Annotated in this window: 19 protein-coding genes; 12 read left to right on the top strand and 7 right to left on the bottom strand. The window is 64.7% G+C overall.

The annotated features are described in order from the left end of the window. Positions 1–107 precede the first annotated feature (107 nt). The 12 genes from BRAD285_RS20010 (at position 108) to BRAD285_RS19955 (ending at position 13109) form a co-directional block, all read left to right on the top strand. Positions 108–827 carry an RraA family protein gene (locus BRAD285_RS20010; RefSeq protein ID WP_006609147.1) on the top strand — a complete coding sequence of 240 codons (720 nt, stop codon included), beginning with the start codon at positions 108–110 and terminating at the stop codon, positions 825–827. A 257-nt stretch (positions 828–1084) separates the two neighbouring features. Next, positions 1085–3280, top strand: a complete 2196-nt coding sequence (locus BRAD285_RS20005; protein WP_006609146.1) for a hybrid sensor histidine kinase/response regulator — start codon at positions 1085–1087, stop codon at positions 3278–3280. Next, positions 3277–3639 (top strand): Hpt domain-containing protein, encoded by a 363-nt coding sequence (locus BRAD285_RS20000; RefSeq protein WP_006609145.1) that lies wholly within the window; start codon positions 3277–3279, stop codon positions 3637–3639. Before BRAD285_RS20005 ends, BRAD285_RS20000 begins: the two co-directional genes overlap by 4 nt. A 180-nt stretch (positions 3640–3819) precedes the next feature. Further along, positions 3820–4593 carry a motility protein A gene (locus BRAD285_RS19995; RefSeq protein WP_006609144.1) on the top strand — a complete coding sequence of 258 codons (774 nt, stop codon included), beginning with the start codon at positions 3820–3822 and terminating at the stop codon, positions 4591–4593. 36 nt (positions 4594–4629) lie between these two features. Further along, positions 4630–5460, top strand: coding sequence for a flagellar motor protein MotB (locus BRAD285_RS19990; protein ID WP_006609143.1), 831 nt, complete (start codon positions 4630–4632; stop codon positions 5458–5460). 279 nt (positions 5461–5739) lie between these two features. Beyond that, positions 5740–7638, top strand: coding sequence for a potassium transporter Kup (locus BRAD285_RS19985; protein WP_006609142.1), 1899 nt, complete (start codon positions 5740–5742; stop codon positions 7636–7638). Positions 7639–7794: 156 nt separating this feature from the next. Continuing rightward, complete coding sequence (locus BRAD285_RS19980) at positions 7795–9717, top strand: potassium transporter Kup (protein WP_006609141.1); 1923 nt, start codon at positions 7795–7797, stop codon at positions 9715–9717. A gap of 127 nt (positions 9718–9844) precedes the next feature. Next, positions 9845–10168: a rhodanese-like domain-containing protein gene (locus BRAD285_RS19975; protein ID WP_006609140.1), complete on the top strand. Its 324-nt coding sequence runs from the start codon at positions 9845–9847 to the stop codon at positions 10166–10168. Positions 10169–10177: 9 nt separating this feature from the next. Beyond that, positions 10178–11341: an aminotransferase gene (locus tag BRAD285_RS19970; protein WP_006609139.1), complete on the top strand. Its 1164-nt coding sequence runs from the start codon at positions 10178–10180 to the stop codon at positions 11339–11341. Between the two features lie 12 nt (positions 11342–11353). Then, a complete protein-coding gene (locus tag BRAD285_RS19965; protein ID WP_006609138.1) occupies positions 11354–12460 on the top strand; it encodes a polyamine ABC transporter substrate-binding protein in 1107 nt (368 codons plus the stop codon). A 59-nt stretch (positions 12461–12519) separates the two neighbouring features. Next, positions 12520–12750: a DUF433 domain-containing protein gene (locus BRAD285_RS19960; RefSeq protein WP_006609137.1), complete on the top strand. Its 231-nt coding sequence runs from the start codon at positions 12520–12522 to the stop codon at positions 12748–12750. 2 nt (positions 12751–12752) lie between these two features. After that, positions 12753–13109, top strand: coding sequence for a DUF5615 family PIN-like protein (locus BRAD285_RS19955; RefSeq protein ID WP_006609136.1), 357 nt, complete (start codon positions 12753–12755; stop codon positions 13107–13109). 85 nt (positions 13110–13194) lie between these two features. Here the strand turns inward: BRAD285_RS19955 and BRAD285_RS19950 are convergent, their stop codons facing one another. The 7 genes from BRAD285_RS19950 to BRAD285_RS19920 form a co-directional block, all read right to left on the bottom strand. Then, positions 13195–13572, bottom strand: coding sequence for a VOC family protein (locus BRAD285_RS19950; protein ID WP_006609135.1), 378 nt, complete (start codon positions 13570–13572; stop codon positions 13195–13197). Positions 13573–13733: 161 nt separating this feature from the next. Continuing rightward, on the bottom strand, positions 13734–14666 hold the full coding sequence (locus tag BRAD285_RS19945; protein WP_006609134.1) for a lipid A biosynthesis lauroyl acyltransferase: 933 nt from the start codon (positions 14664–14666) through the stop codon (positions 13734–13736). A 17-nt stretch (positions 14667–14683) separates the two neighbouring features. Further along, on the bottom strand, positions 14684–15958 hold the full coding sequence (locus tag BRAD285_RS19940; protein ID WP_006609133.1) for a beta-ketoacyl-ACP synthase: 1275 nt from the start codon (positions 15956–15958) through the stop codon (positions 14684–14686). A gap of 36 nt (positions 15959–15994) precedes the next feature. Next, positions 15995–17200 (bottom strand): beta-ketoacyl-ACP synthase, encoded by a 1206-nt coding sequence (locus tag BRAD285_RS19935; protein ID WP_006609132.1) that lies wholly within the window; start codon positions 17198–17200, stop codon positions 15995–15997. Further along, positions 17197–17667, bottom strand: coding sequence for a 3-hydroxyacyl-ACP dehydratase FabZ family protein (locus BRAD285_RS19930; protein WP_006609131.1), 471 nt, complete (start codon positions 17665–17667; stop codon positions 17197–17199). The genes BRAD285_RS19935 and BRAD285_RS19930 overlap by 4 nt, the downstream gene beginning before the upstream one ends. Before the next feature lie 9 nt (positions 17668–17676). Beyond that, entirely contained in the window at positions 17677–17958 is a 282-nt protein-coding gene (locus tag BRAD285_RS19925) for an acyl carrier protein (RefSeq protein WP_006609130.1), read from the bottom strand. Positions 17959–18163: 205 nt separating this feature from the next. Beyond that, positions 18164–18526 (bottom strand): hypothetical protein, encoded by a 363-nt coding sequence (locus BRAD285_RS19920; protein WP_006609129.1) that lies wholly within the window; start codon positions 18524–18526, stop codon positions 18164–18166. Positions 18527–18678: the final 152 nt, after the last annotated feature.

Genomic DNA, 18678 nt, shown 5'->3' with positions numbered 1-18678 from the left:
CGCAGGGCGGTGCGCGCCGCCCGAAGCTTTGCCGCGTAGGAGGCGTCAGTTATACCGGATGCAAGGACGGCGATGACATCCGTCCGCATCATCCGGAGAAAACGCCCGTGACAAGTCCTGCCGCCGCGCCCGTCGCTCCCGCCGTCCTCGAGGCGCTCGCGCGCTACGACACGCCGACCATCTGCAATGCGATGGAGATCGTGGCGCCTGATCGCCGCCTGATCGGCTATACGACCAAGCCTCTGGTCTGTCCGTTTCCCGATCTGCCGCCGATGGTCGGCTATGCCCGCACCGCGACGATCCGCTCCGTGGTCAAGTCCGGGATGAGCGTCGCAGAGCAGGCGCAGCGGCGCACCGACTATTACGAATATGTCGGCACCGGCCACGGTCCGCGCATTGTGGTGATCCAGGACATCGACGGCCCCGATATCGGCTATGGCGCGTTCTGGGGCGAGGTGCAAAGCAACGTGCACAAGGCGCTCGGCTGTCTCGGCGTGATCACCGACGGCTCCATCCGCGACATCCCGCAATGGGCCCCGGGCTTCCAGGCGCTGGCCGGCTCGGTCGGCCCGTCGCATGCCTGGGTGCATGCCGAGAGCTTCGGCGGGCAGGTTCGTGTCGCCGGCATGACGGTGCGGTCGGACGACCTGATCCACTCCGACCGTCACGGCGCGATCGTGATCCCCCACGACATCGCAGCCAGCCTGCCCGAGGCGGCCGAACTGTGCGCCCGCCGCGAGACGCCGATCCTGGAGATCGCGCGCTCGGCCGATTTCTCGCTCGAGAAGCTCAAGGCAGCGCTGGCGCGCTCGGCCGAAATTCATTGAGCATTTCTGACAGAGCCGCGCCGCGACGCCGGTGCGGCTCATCAGCTCAGTGTCGTTGCGACCTGATTGCGATAAGCCGTGCGATGATCTTCCCCGGATCATTACGGGGGCGCTGCAGTCGCGGTGACTGATTACCCATAATTGCGCCGGACGGGCCGAAGGTTAAGCAGCTCTCGCCCATTGAGAAGATTTTATCCATCAAGCTTTACCTGATGGCGAGCCTGTATCGCTAGGCATGTCCTCCGAGGGCGAGAGACATGCGTAGGCTGATATCCAAATCGATGCCGTTGTTCGGCCGGCTCGACCGGGCCGTCGACAGGATGGTGCGGCTGATCGGGCATTTCGGCAGCGCCGTGATCGGACTGTCGGCGATCGCGCTGGTGTGGGCCGGCATCTTCTACACGATCACGGAAGAGCATGCGCGGACCGAGCAGTCGGCGCTGAAGAACGGCTCCAATCTCGCGCGCGCGTTCGAAGAACAGATCATTCGCTCGATCCGCGCCGCGGATCAGACGCTGCTCTATGTCCGCGATTCCTATGCCAAGGATCCGCAGAGCTTCGACATGTCGCTGTGGGCGAAGAACAGCCAGTTTCTGTCGGACTTCTCGTTCCAGGTGGTCGTGATCGGCAAGGACGGCATCATGCTGTCCAGCAACATCGATCCGAAGATGCGCGGCCTCGACCTGCGCGATCGCGAGCATTTCCGCGTCCATGCCGACGGCAAGGATGACTTCCTCTTCATCAGCAAGCCGATCTTCGGCCGCGTCTCCAACAAATGGTCGATCCAGCTGACGCGCCGGATCATCATGCCGGACGGCTCGTTCGGCGGCGTCGTGGTGGTCTCGCTCGATCCCGAATATCTGTCGAGCTTCTACAATTCGGTCGATCTCGGCAAGAAGGGCAACGTCACCCTGGTGGGCCTCGACGGCATCGTGCGCGCGCGCGCCTCGGCCGGTCCCGCCGGCGTCGGCTCCTCGCTGGCCGGCAGCCCGGTGATGTCGGCCATTCAGCAGAAGAGCAGCGGTTCTTACACGGTCAAGAGCCTGATCGACGGCATCACTCGCATCTATACGTTTCAGCGCATCAAGGACCAGCCGCTGGTGGTCATCGTCGGCCAGGCCTCCGACGAGATCTTCGCCGCCTTCAAGCTCAACCGCGATCGCGATCTCCTGGTCGGCGCGTTGCTGACGGTGATCATCGGCATCATCACCATCCTGATCGCGCGCTATCAGGCCGGCCTTGCCGCCTCGCGCGACGCCGCCGAGGCTGGCACGCGGGCGCGGTCGGAATTCCTGGCCATGATGAGCCACGAGATCCGTACGCCCATGAATGGCGTGATCGGGCTGGCCGATTTGCTGCTGTCGGCGGATCTGGCCCCCGAGCAGCGCAAGATCGCGACCACCTTGCGCGAGTCCGCCGACTATCTGCTGCAGCTCCTCAACGACGTCCTCGATTTCTCCAAGCTCGATGCCGACCGGCTCGAGATCGAGCATATCGAGTTCGACCTGCACCGGTCGGTGACGGCGACCGCCGAGCTGCTGGTGTCGCGCGCCAAGGAGAAGGGCCTGCAGCTGACGACCTCGATTGCGCCGGAGGTGCCGAACTACGTCGTCGGCGATCCCGCGCGGCTGCGGCAGGTGCTGTTCAACCTCGTCGGCAATGCGTTGAAGTTCACGGAAGCGGGCAGCGTCCATATCGATGTGAGGGCGGAGAACTTGGCCGGCCCGAACCTGACGCTGGTGTTCTCGGTTGCCGACACGGGTGTGGGCATTCCGGCGGAGGCCGTCGGCCGGCTGTTCAAGCAGTTCTCGCAGGTCGACAACTCGATCTCGCGCCGCTTCGGCGGCACCGGCCTCGGCCTCGCCATCTGCAAGCGCCTCGTCACCTGCATGGGCGGCGACATCAAGGTGCAGAGCAAGGTCGGCGAGGGCAGCACCTTCACTTTCTCGATCGAAGTTCAGCCGCAACCGCAGCCCGAGGTCGAGCAGGTCAGCGCACCCGAGGCGACGATCGTGCCGGTCGGCGAGACGCCGGTCGAGGAGCGCCCGGCGAACGTCGAGCCGCTCAAGGTCCTCGTCGCGGAGGACAACCTCACCAATCAGTTCGTGATCAAGAAGCTGCTCGACAAGCTCGGCCACGGCTATGACCTCGTCGAGAACGGCACCCAGGCGGTCGCGGCCGTGCAGAAGCAGAGCTACGACCTGATCCTCATGGATATGATGATGCCCGAGATGGACGGGCTCACGGCCACCCGGATGATCCGTTCGTTGCCGCCGCCCGCCCAGGACATCTACATCATCGCTCTGACGGCCAACGCCACCAGCCAGGACCATCTGGCGTGCACGGACGCCGGCATGAACGACTTCGTGACCAAGCCGGTCACGCGCGATCGACTGAACGCCGCTCTGCTTCGCGCCGCGGCCGTCACACACAAGGAAAGGCTTGTCGCATGACCGACCTGGTGCAATTCGATGAATCCGTCTACCAGATCCTGATCTCGGAGCTCGGCGAGGAGGATGCGCTGGAGGTGCTCAGGACCTTCCTGGACGACACCTCCGGCAAGTTCGGCAAGCTCGCGGCGAAGTTCGAGGACCGCATGGAGCTGAAGCGCGAGGCGCATTCGATCAAGAGCTCGTCGGCGACATTCGGCTTTGCGGCGCTGTCGCGGCTGTCACGCGAGCTCGAAGTCGGCTCGGCGACGATGGAGCCGGCGCAGATGCTGGAGATGGTCAACAAGATGCAGCAATCGTTCGAGCAGGCGGTCCGCTTCGCCGAGACGAACCTGCTCAAGTCCGGCGCGGCCGCGGCTTGAGACCTGTCCGCGCGCGCAGACGTGCGTGCGCTCGCCGCATTCTGTTTACGTCTCATTATGCCTACCAGATTCAGTAACCCGTCCTTAATGGCGCGCATCTAGTGTTGGTTGCGCGTGGGGCAGGGCCGTCGCGCCCGTCCAGGATGGCCGGTTGTTCGCGTATGCGGGTGGAGTAAGCTCATGGATATCATGACGGGGGTGGGGCTGGTCGCCGGCTTCATCGTGATCGCGACAATGATGCTGCTCGGCGGCGACGTCGAGATGTTCATCAGCGAGCACGCCATGATCATCATCTTCGGCGGCTCGATCGCCGCGACCATGATCCGCTTTCCGCTCGGCGCGATGCTGCACGGCCTGCCGCTCGGCGCCAAATTCGCCTTCACGATGAGCCGGCTGTCGGCGCGCGACCTGGTCGAAGAACTCGCCCGGATCGCCGAGATCGCCCGCAAGCAGGGTCCGGTCGGGCTCGAGAAGGTCGAGACCGACGAGCCGTTCCTCGCCAAGGGCATCCGCTACGTGGCCGACGGCTACGACCTCGAATTCATCCGCGACAACCTCGAGCGCGACCGCGACAATTTCCTGATGCATCTCGACGAAGGCAGCAAGATCTACCGGGCGATCGGCGACTGCGCGCCGGCCTTCGGCATGATCGGCACGCTGATCGGCATGGTGCAGATGTTCGCCAACATGACCGACCCCTCGAAGCTCGGCCCGTTCATGGCCACCGCGCTGCTCGCGACCCTGTACGGCGCGCTGGTCGCCAACCTGTTCTGTCTTCCGATTGCCGACAAGCTGCACGGCAAGCTGCTCGACGAAGAGACCAATCGCACCCTGATCATCGACGGCATCCTGATGATCCGCGACTCCAAGAGCCCGGCGCTGGTCCGGGAGATGCTGCTGGCGTACCTGCCGGAGAAACATCGTCACGCAGAAGGCGAGCCGGTGCCGGCGTAACAGCGCGGCGTCGTGGGGGGCAGCGGAGCTTAGGGGATGGCCAAGAAGAAAAGGGGCGACGCGCATGGCGGCGGGCACGGCTGGTTCGTGACCTTCGCCGACCTGATGGGCCTGATGATGAGCTTCTTCGTGATGCTCGTCGCGTTCTCGACCATGGACAACAACAAGCTGAAGGTCGTCGCCGGCTCGATGCGCGAGGCGTTCGGCGTGCAAACCGAGTCGCGTTACTCCGGCATCGTCGAATCCGATGGCCTGCCGACCCGGCCGAAGCTGAAGAACGCCGCCCATATCTCTCCGGAGGAGACGGCGCGCGATCCGAGCCCCGAGCAGGAGGAGCGCCAGCACACCAATGGCGCCAAGCTCAAGACCGACCGGCAGTTCGCGCTGGCCTCCGCCTCGCTGCGCCAGGCGCTGCAGGACATGCCGGAGATGACCGAAATCTCCAAGCACATCATGTTCGAGGAGACCAAGCAGGGGCTCAATCTGGAGATCGTCGATCAGGACGGACGCTCGATGTTCGCGGACGGCTCCAAGACGCCGTTCGATCGCACCCGGCGCCTGATCGAAAAGCTCGCCGCGCCGCTCAAGGCGACGCCGTTGCGGGTCCAGATCACCGGGCACACCGCAGCCGGCTTCGTCCCGTCACGCAGCGACTACGGCGGGTTCGACCTGTCGGCCGATCGGGCCAACGCCGTGCGCCAGATCCTGGAGCGGGAAGGGCTGCCGCCCAGTCATATTTTTGCGGTCTCCGGCAAGGCGGATACCCAGCCGTTGTTCCCCGATGACCCGTCGCTGGCGGCCAACCGCCGTGTCACGATCACCTTGATGCGGGAAGACCCGCCATTGCCGCCCGACCTGAAGCCGTAGTCGCGCATCAACGATCCGCAGCATATTGCCGCACGCCCGGTCTGCGACTGCTAACGAACAGCGTCGCAAGCCCTTGATTCGGCTGCGGCCGATCCGACATTCGCATCACGACCCCTGCATACCCCGGCGGCTTGCCGCGGCGCGGCAAGAGACATCTGTGAACCGGATGCTCTTTGGCCACGGCCTCCGAACCAAGGTCTGCTACGGTTGAGACTTGACCTGCGGCCGGTCTGCGTTCACACGCGCCGGGCCAAACAGGGAAGATGCGTTCCAAGCGACATGACGGCCAGCGCCACATCGACCGAAGGACAGGAAACCGCGACCACCTCGGGGTTCTGGGGGCTGACGCTCGGCAGCATCGGCGTCGTGTTCGGCGACATCGGAACTTCACCCCTCTACGCCTTTCGCGAGGCCGCACATGGCGCCGCCCATGGGCAGCCGGTGTCGCGGATCATCGTCCTCGGCGTGCTCTCGCTGATCCTCTGGTCGCTGTTCATCGTGGTGACCGCCAAATACGTCCTGCTGCTGCTGCGCGCCGACAACAATGGCGAGGGTGGAACGCTGTCGCTGATGGCGCTCGGGCAGCGCGCGCTCGGCCGGCGCAGCATGTTCCTGATGGCGCTCGGCGTCATCGGGGCCTCGATGTTCATCGGCGATTCGATGATCACGCCGGCGATCTCGGTGCTGTCGGCGGTCGAAGGTCTCAAGCTCGCCGCACCGGCGCTCGAGCACTATGTCGTGCCGCTCACCGTGATCATCCTGGTGGTGCTGTTCGCGGTGCAGAGCAAGGGGACGGCGCGGGTGGCCTCCGCCTTCGGCCCGGTCATGGTCACGTGGTTCGCATGCCTGGCGGTGATGGGCCTCGTGCACATCAGCGACGATCCGTCCGTCCTTGCCGCGATCAATCCCTATTATGCGGTGCACTTCCTGCTCTCCCACGGCACCATTGGCCTCGTGACGCTCGGTGCCGTGTTTCTCGCCGTCACCGGCGGCGAGGCGCTCTATGCCGATCTCGGGCATTTCGGCCGCAAGCCGATCCAATCGGCGTGGCTGTTCTTCGTGCTGCCCGCGCTGCTGATCAATTATTTCGGGCAGGGCGCCCTGGTGCTGTCCGATCCCAGCGCGCTCGAGAACTCGTTCTATCGGATGGTGCCCGAGATCCTGCTGCTGCCGCTCGTGGTGCTGGCGACCGCCGCGACCGTGATCGCCAGCCAGGCCGTGATCACCGGCGCGTACTCGCTGGTCAGCCAGGCAGTGCAGCTCGGACTGCTGCCGCGGTTTGAGGTGCGCTACACCTCGGAGAGCCATGCCGGCCAGATCTATCTGCCGCGCGTCAACCGCCTGCTGCTGATCGGCGTGATGCTGCTGGTCCTGCTGTTCCGGACGTCGAGCAATCTCGCTTCCGCCTACGGCATTGCCGTCTCGACCACCATGGTGGCCGACGGCATCATGGGCTTCGTCGTGATCTGGAAGCTCTGGAACCTGCGCGCCGCGGTCGCTGCGGCGGTGATCGCGCCGTTCGTCATCGTCGACATGAGCTTCTTCGCGGCCAACCTGCTGAAGCTGTTGGAGGGCGCCTGGGTGCCGCTGCTGTTCGGCGCGGCGATGGTGGTGACGATCTGGACCTGGCGGCGCGGCTCGGCGATCCTGATGCTCAAGACCCGCAAGATCGAGGTGCCTCTCGACGATCTGGTGTCCAGCCTGGAGAAGCGGCCGCCGCACATCGTCAAGGGCACCGCGGTGTTCCTCACCAGTGACCCGACCTCGGTGCCGACGGCACTGCTGCACAATCTCAAGCACAACAAGGTGCTGCACGAGCACAACGTCATCCTGACCATCGAGACCGCGCAGACGCCGCGGGTCGACGTGTCGGAGCGGGTGCGGATGGAGAAGGTCAGCGAGAAGTTTTCCAAGGTGCGGCTGCGCTTCGGCTTCATGGAATCGCCGAACGTGCCTCGGGCGCTGGCCGTGGCGCGCAAGCTAGGCTGGCAGTTCGACATCATGTCGACGTCGTTCTTCGTGTCGCGCCGATCGCTCAAGCCGTCGTCGCAATCGGGCATGCCGGCGTGGCAGGACCATCTATTCATCGGTCTCAGCCGGTCGGCCAATGACGCCACCGACTACTTCCAGATCCCGACGGGACGCGTTGTGGAAGTGGGTACTCAGGTAACGATTTAGCGGTTTCAGCGTCCGCGAATCGTTGAAGATATGTTAATCGAGCGTTGCTGACCTGCAATAACTGCAGGGCAGCGCTTGATCACTGCAGCTATAAGCCGCGCGCTCTGCCATCTTGTGCAGTGAAGCATTCAACCAGTCCTCGAGGGGGCTACCCCAATGACAGCCGACATCGCAGCCACGCCCGCGGAAACGCCGGCGACCAACGGGCATGGCGATGCCCATTCCACGGCCAGTTTCACCGCCCTGACATTGGGGAGCATCGGGGTCGTCTATGGCGACATCGGCACCAGTCCGCTCTACGCGCTGCGCGAAGCCGTGATGGCCGCCAGCAGCAGCGGTGAGCCGGCGCCGCACGCCGTGATGGGCGTAATCTCGCTGATCCTGTGGGCGCTGATCGTCGTGGTCACCCTGAAATACGTCGTCATCCTGCTGCGCGCCGACAACCATGGCGAGGGTGGCACGCTGGCCCTCATGGCCCTGGCTCAGCGCGGGGTCACCCGCGGCGCCAGTATCATCGTCCTGCTCGGCATCATCAGTGGCGCGCTGTTCTATGGCGACGCGGTGATCACGCCGGCTTTGTCGGTGTTGTCGGCGATCGAGGGCGTCAAGCTCGTGACGGCGGCGTTCGACCCTTATGTCGTGCCGATGACGATCATCATCCTGGTCATGCTGTTCGCGGTCCAGGTGCGCGGGACCGCCAAGGTCGCAGCCTTCTTCGGCCCGATCATGCTGCTCTGGTTCGTGGTGATCGGGGTCGCGGCGCTGCCGCCGATCCTGCGCCATCCCGAGGTGCTCTGGGCGATCAACCCGTTCAACGCCGTCACCTTCATGCTCCATCACGGCATCATCGGGTTCATCACGCTCGGTGCCGTGTTCTTGGCCGTGACGGGCGCCGAGGCGCTCTATGCCGACCTCGGCCATTTCGGCAAACGGCCGATCCAGACCGCCTGGCTGTTCATCGTGCTGCCGTCGCTGGCGCTGAACTATCTCGGGCAGGGCGCGCTGGTGATTGCAGACGCCAAGGCGATCGAGAACCCGTTCTTCCTGATGTTTCCGGATTGGGCGCTGATCCCGATGGTCGCGCTGGCCACCGTCGCGACCGTGATCGCGAGCCAGGCCGTGATCACCGGTGCCTATTCGCTGACCCGCCAGGCGATCCAGCTCGGCCTGCTGCCGCGCTTCGAGATCCGCCATACCTCCGAGGCGCATTCCGGCCAGATCTACATTCCGCGGATCACCAAGCTGCTGCTGGTCTCGGTTGTGCTGCTGGTGCTGCTGTTCAAATCCTCCAGCGCGCTGGCCTCGGCCTATGGCATCTCCGTCACCGGCACGATGGTGGTGACGGCGATGATGGGCTTCGTCGTGATCTGGAAGGTCTGGCGGTGGTCGCCGTTCGCGGCGGCTGCGCTGATCGCGCCGTTCCTGTTCCTCGACCTGACCTTCCTGTCGGCGAACCTCCTGAAGGTGCTGGAAGGCGGCTGGGTGCCGCTGGCGCTCGGCGGCTTCGTGATGACGTTGATGTACACGTGGCGGCGCGGCAGCCGGCTGCTGTTCGAGAAGTCGCGCAAGCTGGAATTCCCGCTCGCCGACTTGGTCGAGATGCTGGAGAAGCGGCCGCCGCAGCGGGTCGCCGGCACGGCCGTGTTCCTGACCTCGGATCCGCTGAGCGCGCCGACCGCGCTGATGCACAGCCTCAAGCACTACAAGGTGCTGCACGAGAAAAACGTGATCCTGACGATCGAGACGGCGCCGACGCCGCGCATCGATCCCTCCGAGCGCGTACGGCTGGAGCAGATCAGTCCGACCTTCTCCAAGGTCACGCTCCGCTTCGGCTTCATGGAATCGCCGAACGTGCCGCGGGCACTGGCGATCGCGCGCAAGCTCGGCTGGCAGTTCGACATCATGTCGACCTCGTTCTTCCTGTCGCGCCGTGCGCTGAAGCCGGCGGCGCATTCCGGCATGCCGCGCTGGCAGGATCATCTGTTCATCACGATGAGCCGCTCGGCCAACGACGCCACCGACTATTTCCAGATCCCGAGCGGGCGCGTGGTCGAGGTCGGAACGCAGGTCACGATCTGACGGGGCAGGGCCTCCGACAGGTCGCCGAAGCGCTTGATTTTCCGCGCGTCCGGGGCGAGTTTGGCGCCGGTTCGGTGCCTTGTGCGGCTCTGCTGAAGGCTCGAAGGTTGAAGGCTTGGAGGATGGCGTGGCTGTTGTGCACGATTTGACCCCGCAGGACGTGGCCAAGGGAATCGCCGAGGGGCGAATTCTCCTGGTCGACGTGCGCGAGCCGAACGAAGTTGCTGCGGAAGCCTATCCCGACGGTATCGTTGTTCCCCTGTCGGCTTTCGACCCGAAGCTGATCCCGGATCCCGCCGGCAAGGACGTCGTGTTCGCCTGCCGCTCCGGCAAGCGCTCGGTGACGGCCTCGATGGCCGCGCAGGCCGCGGGCCTGCCGTATGACAAGCATCTCCAGGGCGGGATGCTCGGCTGGAAGGCGGCCGGCCTGCCGATCAAGACCGGCGGCTGACAGGCGATCATGATCTCGCAGAACAAGGTCTTCGCCGATCTGCCCGTCACCATTTTCGAGCAGATGTCGCAGCTCGCGCGCGACAACAACGCCATCAATCTGGGGCAGGGTTTTCCCGACGATCCCGGTCCGGAGGACATCCGCCGCGCCGCTGCGGACGCGGTCCTGAACGGCTACAACCAGTACCCCTCGATGATGGGCCTGCCGGAGCTGCGCCAGGCGATCGCCGCGCACTACAAGCATTGGCACAAGCTCGATCTCGACCCGATGAGCGAGGTGATGGTCACCTCCGGCGGCACCGAGGCGCTGACCTCGGCGATCCTGTCGGTCGTCGAGCCGGGCGACGAAGTGATCTGCTTCCAGCCGGTCTATGATTCCTATCTGCCGATCATCCGCCAGGCCGGCGGCGTTCCAAAACTGCTGCGGCTGGAGCCGCCGCATTGGCGGCTGTCCGAGGAGATGCTGCGCTCCGCATTCTCGCCGAAGACCAAGGCGGTGCTGTTCAACAACCCGCTGAACCCGGCCGCCGTGGTCTATCCGCGCGAGGACCTCGAACTGCTGGCCCGGTTCTGCCAGGAGTTCGATGCGGTCGCGATCTGCGACGAGGTGTGGGAGCACGTGGTGTTCGACGGCCGCGAGCACATCCCGCTGATCACCATCCCCGGCATGCGCGACCGCACCATCAAGGTTGGCTCCGCCGGCAAGATCTTCTCGCTCACAGGGTGGAAGATCGGCTTCGTCTGCGCGTCGCCGCAGCTGTTGCGCGTCGCCGCCAAGGTGCACCAATTCCTGACGTTCACGACCGCGCCGAACCTGCAGATGGCGGTGGCCTATGGCCTCGGCAAATCCGACGACTATTTCGTCAACATGCGTGCCGAGCTGTCGCGCAGCCGCGACCGGCTGACAGCCGGGCTCGAGAGCCTCGGCTTCCCCGTGCTGAAGGCGCAGGGGACGTATTTTCTCACCGTCGACCTGTCGCCGCTCGGCCTCAATGAGACCGACGAGCAGTTCTGCCGGCGCATCGTGCATGACTACAAGGTCGCCGCGATTCCGGTGTCGGCGTTCTACGAGAAGGATGCCGTGACCTCCGTCGTCCGGTTCTGCTTCGCCAAGAAGGACGCGACGCTCGACACGGCGCTGGAGCGGCTCTCCGACGCCATTCACCGACGCTAGGAGACTGACATCATGACGCGCGGCTGCATTCGTTCGGCTCTGGCGCTGGCCGCGGCATTGCTGGCGCTTTCGGTGTCGGCTGGCCGGGCCGAAGACCGCGTGGTGAACTTCTACAACTGGTCGAACTACATGGCGCCCGGGGTCCTTGAGGATTTCACCAAGGAGACCGGCATCAAGGTGGTCTACGACACCTTCGATGCCAACGAGACGCTGGAGACGCGGCTGCTCGCCGGCAAGTCCGGCTACGATGTCGTGGTGCCCACGGCGTATTTCCTGCAGCGCCAGATCAAGGCCAAGATTTTCCAGCCGCTCGACAAATCCAAGCTACCGAACCTCGCCAATGCCTGGCCGGTCGTCACCGAGCGCCTCGCGATCTACGATCCCGGCAACCAGTTCGCCGCCAACTACATGTGGGGCACGACCGGGATCGGCTACAACGTCAAGACGATCGAGAAGATCTTCGGTGCGGGCGCGCGGATCGACAGCTGGGACATGGTGTTCAAGCCGGAGAACCTCGCCAAGTTCAAGGATTGCGGCGTCCACATGCTGGATTCCGCCGACGACATCTTTCCGGCGGCGCTGAACTATCTCGGCCTCGATCCCAACTCGACCAAGCAGGCCGACCTCGAGAAGGCTGCCGATGTGGTCGGTAAGGTCGCATCCTCCGTGCGCAAGTTTCATTCGTCCGAATATCTGAGCGCGCTCGCCACCGGCGAGATCTGCCTCGTCGTCGGCTGGTCCGGCGACATCATGCAGGCGCGGAGCCGCGCCGAGGAGGCCAAGAACGGCATCGAGATCGGCTACGCGATCCCGAAGGAGGGCGCGCAGATGTTCTTCGATAATTTGGCCATTCCCGCCGACGCCCAGCACGTGCCCGAGGCGTATGCGCTGATCAACTATCTCTATCGTCCCGAGGTGGCGGCGAAGAACTCGGACTTCCTGTCCTATGCCAACGGCAATCTGGCGAGCCAAAAGCTGATCGATCCGAAGATTCTCGGCGATAAGAACATCTATCCCGATGACGCGACCCTGAAGAAGCTGTTCGTCATCACCGCCCGCGAGCCGGCGACGCAGCGCGTGATCAACCGGCTCTGGACCAAGGTGAAGACGGGGCGGTGAACGCCAGTTGGCCTTGGCGCAGAAATGACGTAGTATGGGCAAGCGCAGAGGCTTTGATCATGTCCGAGCACCCACGTATCGCCCTTTCTCCCGACGTGCTGTCTGGCAAGCCGGTCGTTCGTGGTACGCGTCTTTCGGTTGAGTTCCTGATCGGCTTGATGGCCGACGGGTGGGGAGAGGCGGACATTCTCGCCAATTATCCCGGCCTTTCCCACGATGACGTCATCGCATGTCTCGCATATGCCCGAGACATTGTGGGGACCGAGAGGGTCTTTCCGAGCGCAGCCTAGCGATGCGCTTTCTGGCAAACGAAAACTTTCCTGCTGCAGCGGTAAGAGCAATCGAGGCCGCAGGACATGATATTACTTGGGTGAGCCTCATCTCGCCTGGAGCGACCGACAGGAGCGTACTGTCGCAAGCCATTCTGGAAGAGCGGATACTTCTGACCTTCGATAAGGATTTCGGCGAGCTGGCAAGAAGCTCCTCGCTGCCCCTCGCCTGCGGCCTGATTCTGCTGCGTGTTCCTATGCCGCCACCGCAAGTTGCTGGCAAGCGCATCGCCGATTTGATTCTCTCACGGGACGACTGGGTGGGCCACTTCTCGGTCATCGAGCCTGGTCGCGTTCGCATGCGACCGCTTGCAAACTGACGAAGCTTACGGGCCCACATTGGCCTACAGTGCCGGAAGCAAGGATCGCCCGCGATCGAGCGATCCAGGCTTGTTCAAACCTGCCTCACGCCAGCCGGTGCATGGCACACAGCTTGTTGCCGTCGAGATCGCGCAAATAGGCGAGGTACAGCTTGCCGGTCGAGCCCTGGCGAACGCCAGGCGGGTCCTCGCAGGTGGTGCCGCCGGCTTCGAGGCCCGCCGCATGCCAGGCGTCGACTTGTTCGGTCGAACTGCAGGCATAGCCGATCGTGCCGCCATTGGCCGGTGTGGCGGGCTGGCCGTTGATCGGCTTGGAGACCGAGAAGATGCCGGTCGGGGTGATGTAGAAGATGCGGTGGCCGTCGACCTTGGCCGGGCGTACGCCGAGCGTGCCGAGCAGCTTGTCGTAGAAGGCCTTGGCCTTGTCGAGGTCGTTGGTGCCGATCATGATGTGCGAAAACATCAGCGCTAATCCTCCCTGGAAATTCCGAACGGCGTGTCGGATACGGCACCAAGGTAGCGAGCGTCGCTCCATGAGGTAAGAGTTTTCTTCAGAGCGCCTGTTGACGAAAGTTCGTCCTATCGGGCGTCTTCCTCATGGTGGAATTCGACCGTACGAAGCGATTACCGCCAGCGCCGGTGAAGCCAGAGCCATTGCTCCGGATATTCGCGCACCCAGCCTTCGACCACGTTCGTCACGGCCTGCGTCATGCCCTGGATGTCGATCTGTCCATTCGCATCGCGCACCGGCTTCACTTCTTCCGACAGCTCGGCCTGAAAGCGGTTGCCGGGGAGGCGGATGATGCGCACGCCGTGCACGGGACATTCGACCTGGCGCAGCAGGCGCGCCAGCATGGGGTTGGCGCGGGTCTTGCGGCCGAAGAACGTCACCTCGACACCGCCGGTGAGGTACTGATCGACCAGCATCGCGACGTGCTGGCCGTTCTTCAGCGCCTGGCCCAGCCGCAGCGGCGCGTCGCGGCCGGCCGGGATCAGCGTGCCCATCTTGACCTGGCGCATCTCCTGAATGATGCGGTCGGCGGCGGCGATATTGGGACGGCGGTAGAGGATCGCGGTATCGAGCTTGTGGGCGACCGCGGCGAGCGCCGGCATCTCCCAATTGGCGAGATGGCTCGCGAAGATCAGCGCCGGCTTGCCGTCGAGGCGAAGCTGATGAAACAGCTCGTGCGTCCGCGGCGTCAGCTCGATGCGGCTGCGCTCGGGATGCTCCTCGTCATAGTCCCAGATCTTGTCGAGATGGGCGAACTCGGCGCCGACGCGGCCGAGATTGTCCCAGACGCCCGCAAGAATCCGCTCGATCTCCTCGGGCGATTTCTCCGGGAAGGCCTTGGTGAGATTGTCGCGGCCGATGCGCTGCTCGCGCAAGCGTGGGCCGATCCACTGCGCGATGCGCGCGAAGCGGTCGGCCGTCTTCTGCGGGTCGAAATAGCGCGTGGTCTTGAGCATGCCGACCGTCAGCGCACCGACGGCCGAGGACCCGAGCGATTTCACCTTCTGGCGAATGACGAGCTTGGTCCGGAGGGGAATGACACTCATCGATGCCGACAGGCCGATCAGGCCGGTTCGCGGGTCAGGATCAACGAGGCGTTCTGACCGCCGAAGCCGAACGAGTTCGACATCACGGCGGTGACGCGCGCCTCGCGGGCCTTGTTGCCGACGACGTCGAACAGGATCGCGGGATCCGGAATGTCGTAGTTGATGGTCGGCGGGATCAGCTGATGCTCGAGGGTGAGCAGGGAGATGATCGCCTCGACCGCGCCGGCCGCCGAGATGGTGTGGCCGACCATCGACTTGTTGGACGACACCGGAATCTTGCCGGTGTGCTCGCCGAACACGGCGGAGACGCCGACATACTCCATCTTGTCGTTCTCGGGCGTCGCGGTGCCGTGGGCGTTGATGTGATCGATCTGCTCCGGCGCCATGCCGGCATCGGCCAACGCCTTGCGGATGCAGCCGATGATCGGCTTGCCGTCCGGCGAGGAGCGGGTTCGATGGAACGAGTCGGTCAGCTCGCCGCAGCCGGCGACGACGCCGAGAATCTTGGCGCCCCGCGCCACGGCCGCATCATAGCTCTCCAGCACCAGCGCGCCGGCGCCTTCGGCCATGACGAAGCCGTCGCGGTTCTTGGAGAACGGCTTGGAGGCGGCCTGCGGCGGATCGTTCTGCGTCGACAGCGCCGACAGCAGCGAGAAGCGGACCAAGCCTTCCGGATTGACCGAGCCTTCGGTGGCAGCGCACAGCGCCACATCGGTTTCGCCGCGCCTGATGGCCTCAACACCGAGCTGGATCGCGGTGGCGCCGGACGCGCAGGCGGTCGACAACGAGATCGGCGAGCCCTTGGTGCCGAACGTATCCGACAGCGAATCCGCCACGGAGCCGAACAGGAAGCGGTGGTGGTAGTTGACGAACTTGCCGCCGCCGCAGACCTTCAGCAGGTCGTCATAAGTGAAGTGCGTGCCGCCGACCTCATGCGCGAGCTCGAGCCGCTGCGGCCACTCGATCTCGACAGGGGCAACCGCGAGAAACAGCGGGCCCGGGAAGTCGCCCTTGGAGCCGATGCCGGCCTGGGCAATCGCTTCCTCGACGGCCATATGGCCGAGCCGCTCGGAGAGGCCGGTCGAGGTGAACGGCGCCACCGGCACGAAGTCCACCGTGCCGGCCATCGTCGTCTTCAGCCCGTCGATGGGGAAGCGCGTGATGGTGCGGATGCCGGACTCGCCGGCCACCAGCTTGGTCCAGTTGTCGGACATGCCCGCACCCAGCGAGGTGACGATGCCCATGCCCGTCACGACCACGACGGGGCGTCCAAACTTGTCGCGTACACTCATGATGTCCCCCGTCGCGTCGTCAGCCGCGCGCCGCGTTCACTTGACAGCTTCGACCAAGGCCATGCCTTCGCCGCGGTAATGGCCGGCGCCGACCACCACGATCTGGGTCGGAGCCTCCTTCATCTCGCTCTCGACGCCCGAGCTATCGCCGGGCGCGAACAGCGCGCCCCGCGAGATCGACAGCGCGGCGAGCGCCAGATCGAGCGCGAAATGCGCCTCCATCGTGTGGCCGAAGCGGGTTCCGCTCGAGCGCACCGCGAAGGCTTTGTGATGGTCGAGGAACGCGCGTTCCTCCGACGTCACGGGCTCCGCGCCGGTCGCGCCGGTGATGATCGCGCCGGGTGCGTCGTGCACGTCGAGCGCCGACCACAGCCGGTCGAGCGTGCCGGTGACGGAGCCGGCTTCCTTGCGGCGGGCGCGGTCGGCGACGACCTTGCTCAGCCGCGCTAATGGCTTCGCGCCGCGGGCCTCGGCATGCGGCTTGGATTCCAGCACCAGGAAGGCCCCGGCGGAGCCGAGCGCAAAGCCCGGATGCTCCTTGCGCGCCCACACCGGCTTGAACTCGTTCTTCAGATTGTAGTCGCCGAACTCATAGAGCACGAGCAGGTCCTTGCGCTCGCCATTGTGCGAGCCGCCGACCAGCGCGATGTCGCTCTGGCCGCCCGCGATGCGTGCGAGCGCGATCTTGAAGGAATCGACGCCCGCGACCTCTTCGCCCATGAAGGTGCGCGAGGTCCCGCACACGCCGTGCGAGATCGCGATGTTGCCGGCGAGAAGATTGGACAGCTGCGCCAGGAACAGCGTCGGACGCAGATCGCTCATCAGCCGGTCGTTGAGGAAGCCCGGCGTGCAGTTGCCCTCGGCCTCGGCGTTGAGAATCGCCGTGTCGACGGAGATGTCGCGCTCGCCACCGCCGGCGGCAACGATCATGTCCATCCGGGACAGGATGTCCTTGTTGCCCTTGAGGCCTGCCGAATCCAGCGCGAGGCCCGCAGCGTAGGTGCCGATGCGCTGCCACCCCTCCATCTGGCGCTGTTCCTTCTTGGGGATCTGCGCTTCCAGATTCACCTTGGCCCATGGATGCACGATGTAGGGCGCAAAGCCCTTCTCATCGACATTGATCTGGCCGGCGTTGAGAGCCTCCCAGTTCGCATCGAGACCTTCGCCGAGCGAGGTCGCAAGGCCGATGCCGGTGATCCAGACTTCGACGGGGGCTGATGTCACGGAAGGCGTCTCACTCATCGCTGCAGGATCTGTTGCGGAAAGCCGACGCGCTCGGCGACGGCGTCCATGTGTCCGCGCAGCTCCGGATTAGGGAAGGGGACGTGGCTGAACGTGATCGTCGCGTTCGACCGCAGCTTGCCGCCGACCTTCACGCGGGCCTCGGTCATGGCGTAGCCGGAGCCTTCATGAAGCACGTTGGCCTCGACAGTCAGCACCTCGCCCGGCTGCACGAAGCCGCGCATCTTGGCTTCTTTCACGGCGGCGAGGAACGGCATCCGCTCGAACTTCATCAGCGCGAGCAGCAGCCAGCCGGAGGTCTGCGCCATCGACTCGATCAGCAGCACGCCGGGCATGATCGGATAGCCCGGAAAATGCCCTTCGAAGATCGTGCTCTCGGTCGGAACCTTGGCTTCGACGGTGATGGTCTTCTCGTCCAGTTTGAGGTCGAGAATGCGGTCGATCAGGAGGAAGTATTCGATCTGCATGGCGGGCGCTCAGGCGCCCTTGGCGGCGACCAGCTCGTCGATGCGGGCGCACAGATTCTTGAGCACGAAATACTGCTCGGTGCTGGCCTTGCCGTCGTTGACTTCCTGCGTCCACTTCTCGAGCGGCAGCTTGATGCCGAACGCCTTGTCGATCGCGAAGGCGATGTCGAGGAAATCGAGGCTGTCGATGCCCAGATCGTCGATGGCGTGGCTATCCGGCGTGATCGTGTCGCGCGGGATGTCGCAGGTTTCAGCGATGATCGTGGCGACCTGATCGAATGTTGAGGACATCACTAAGCCTTTGATATTTTGGAGCTAATCCGGAGAAGGGCAACGAGAGGACACCGCCCCGGGGGCGTCTGATGCGAGCCCTTTTACCCCCGTCGCCCAGGAGTCGTGTGCCCGTATATCGGAGCGCCGCCGTGAGTTCAATGGAGCCGGGCACGCGGGGTGTGGCGGGATTGTGATGCCCTGTCAGGAAGAGCTGGCGCGGCCCTCAGGGCGTGTAGGTTTCGGTGATGATGCGGGCGCAGTCGCGCCGTCCGGTCAGCAGGCAGTCCTGGGTCTTGCGGAGATCGGCGATGCTCATGGCCAGCCAGATCCCGATCGCCGTCAGCGCGATGGTGAAGGCGATAGCTGCGATGTTGGCCAGGATGCGGTGACGGAAATCGTCGGGCTCCTCGCGCGGCCGCTCATAGCGGGAGAGGTCGAGCGACACCGGCTCGGGACGCCGCAGCGGCACAGGGGGACTCACGTTTGCACTGCCGCCTTCGACAGCGCGCCGCACCGGACCATTGCGCGGCCGGAACGGCACCACGCGATGCTCTTCCTCCGCTGCGATGGGGCGCTGGGACTTCATGTCTCGACTCCGATGCTCTTTCTTAGCACGCGGGCACAACCTCTCACAAAGGAACTTTGCCCGGATTGAGCTGCATCAGCGAAGCCTCTCGCTCTGTAGATGCGGTCGACTGGAAACCGACCGGCGGATAGGCCGGCAGGCGCGCTGCAACG

This window comes from Bradyrhizobium sp. ORS 285, from assembly GCF_900176205.1.
Lineage (GTDB): Bacteria > Pseudomonadota > Alphaproteobacteria > Rhizobiales > Xanthobacteraceae > Bradyrhizobium.
This window is presented reverse-complemented; position numbering and strand designations above follow the sequence as displayed.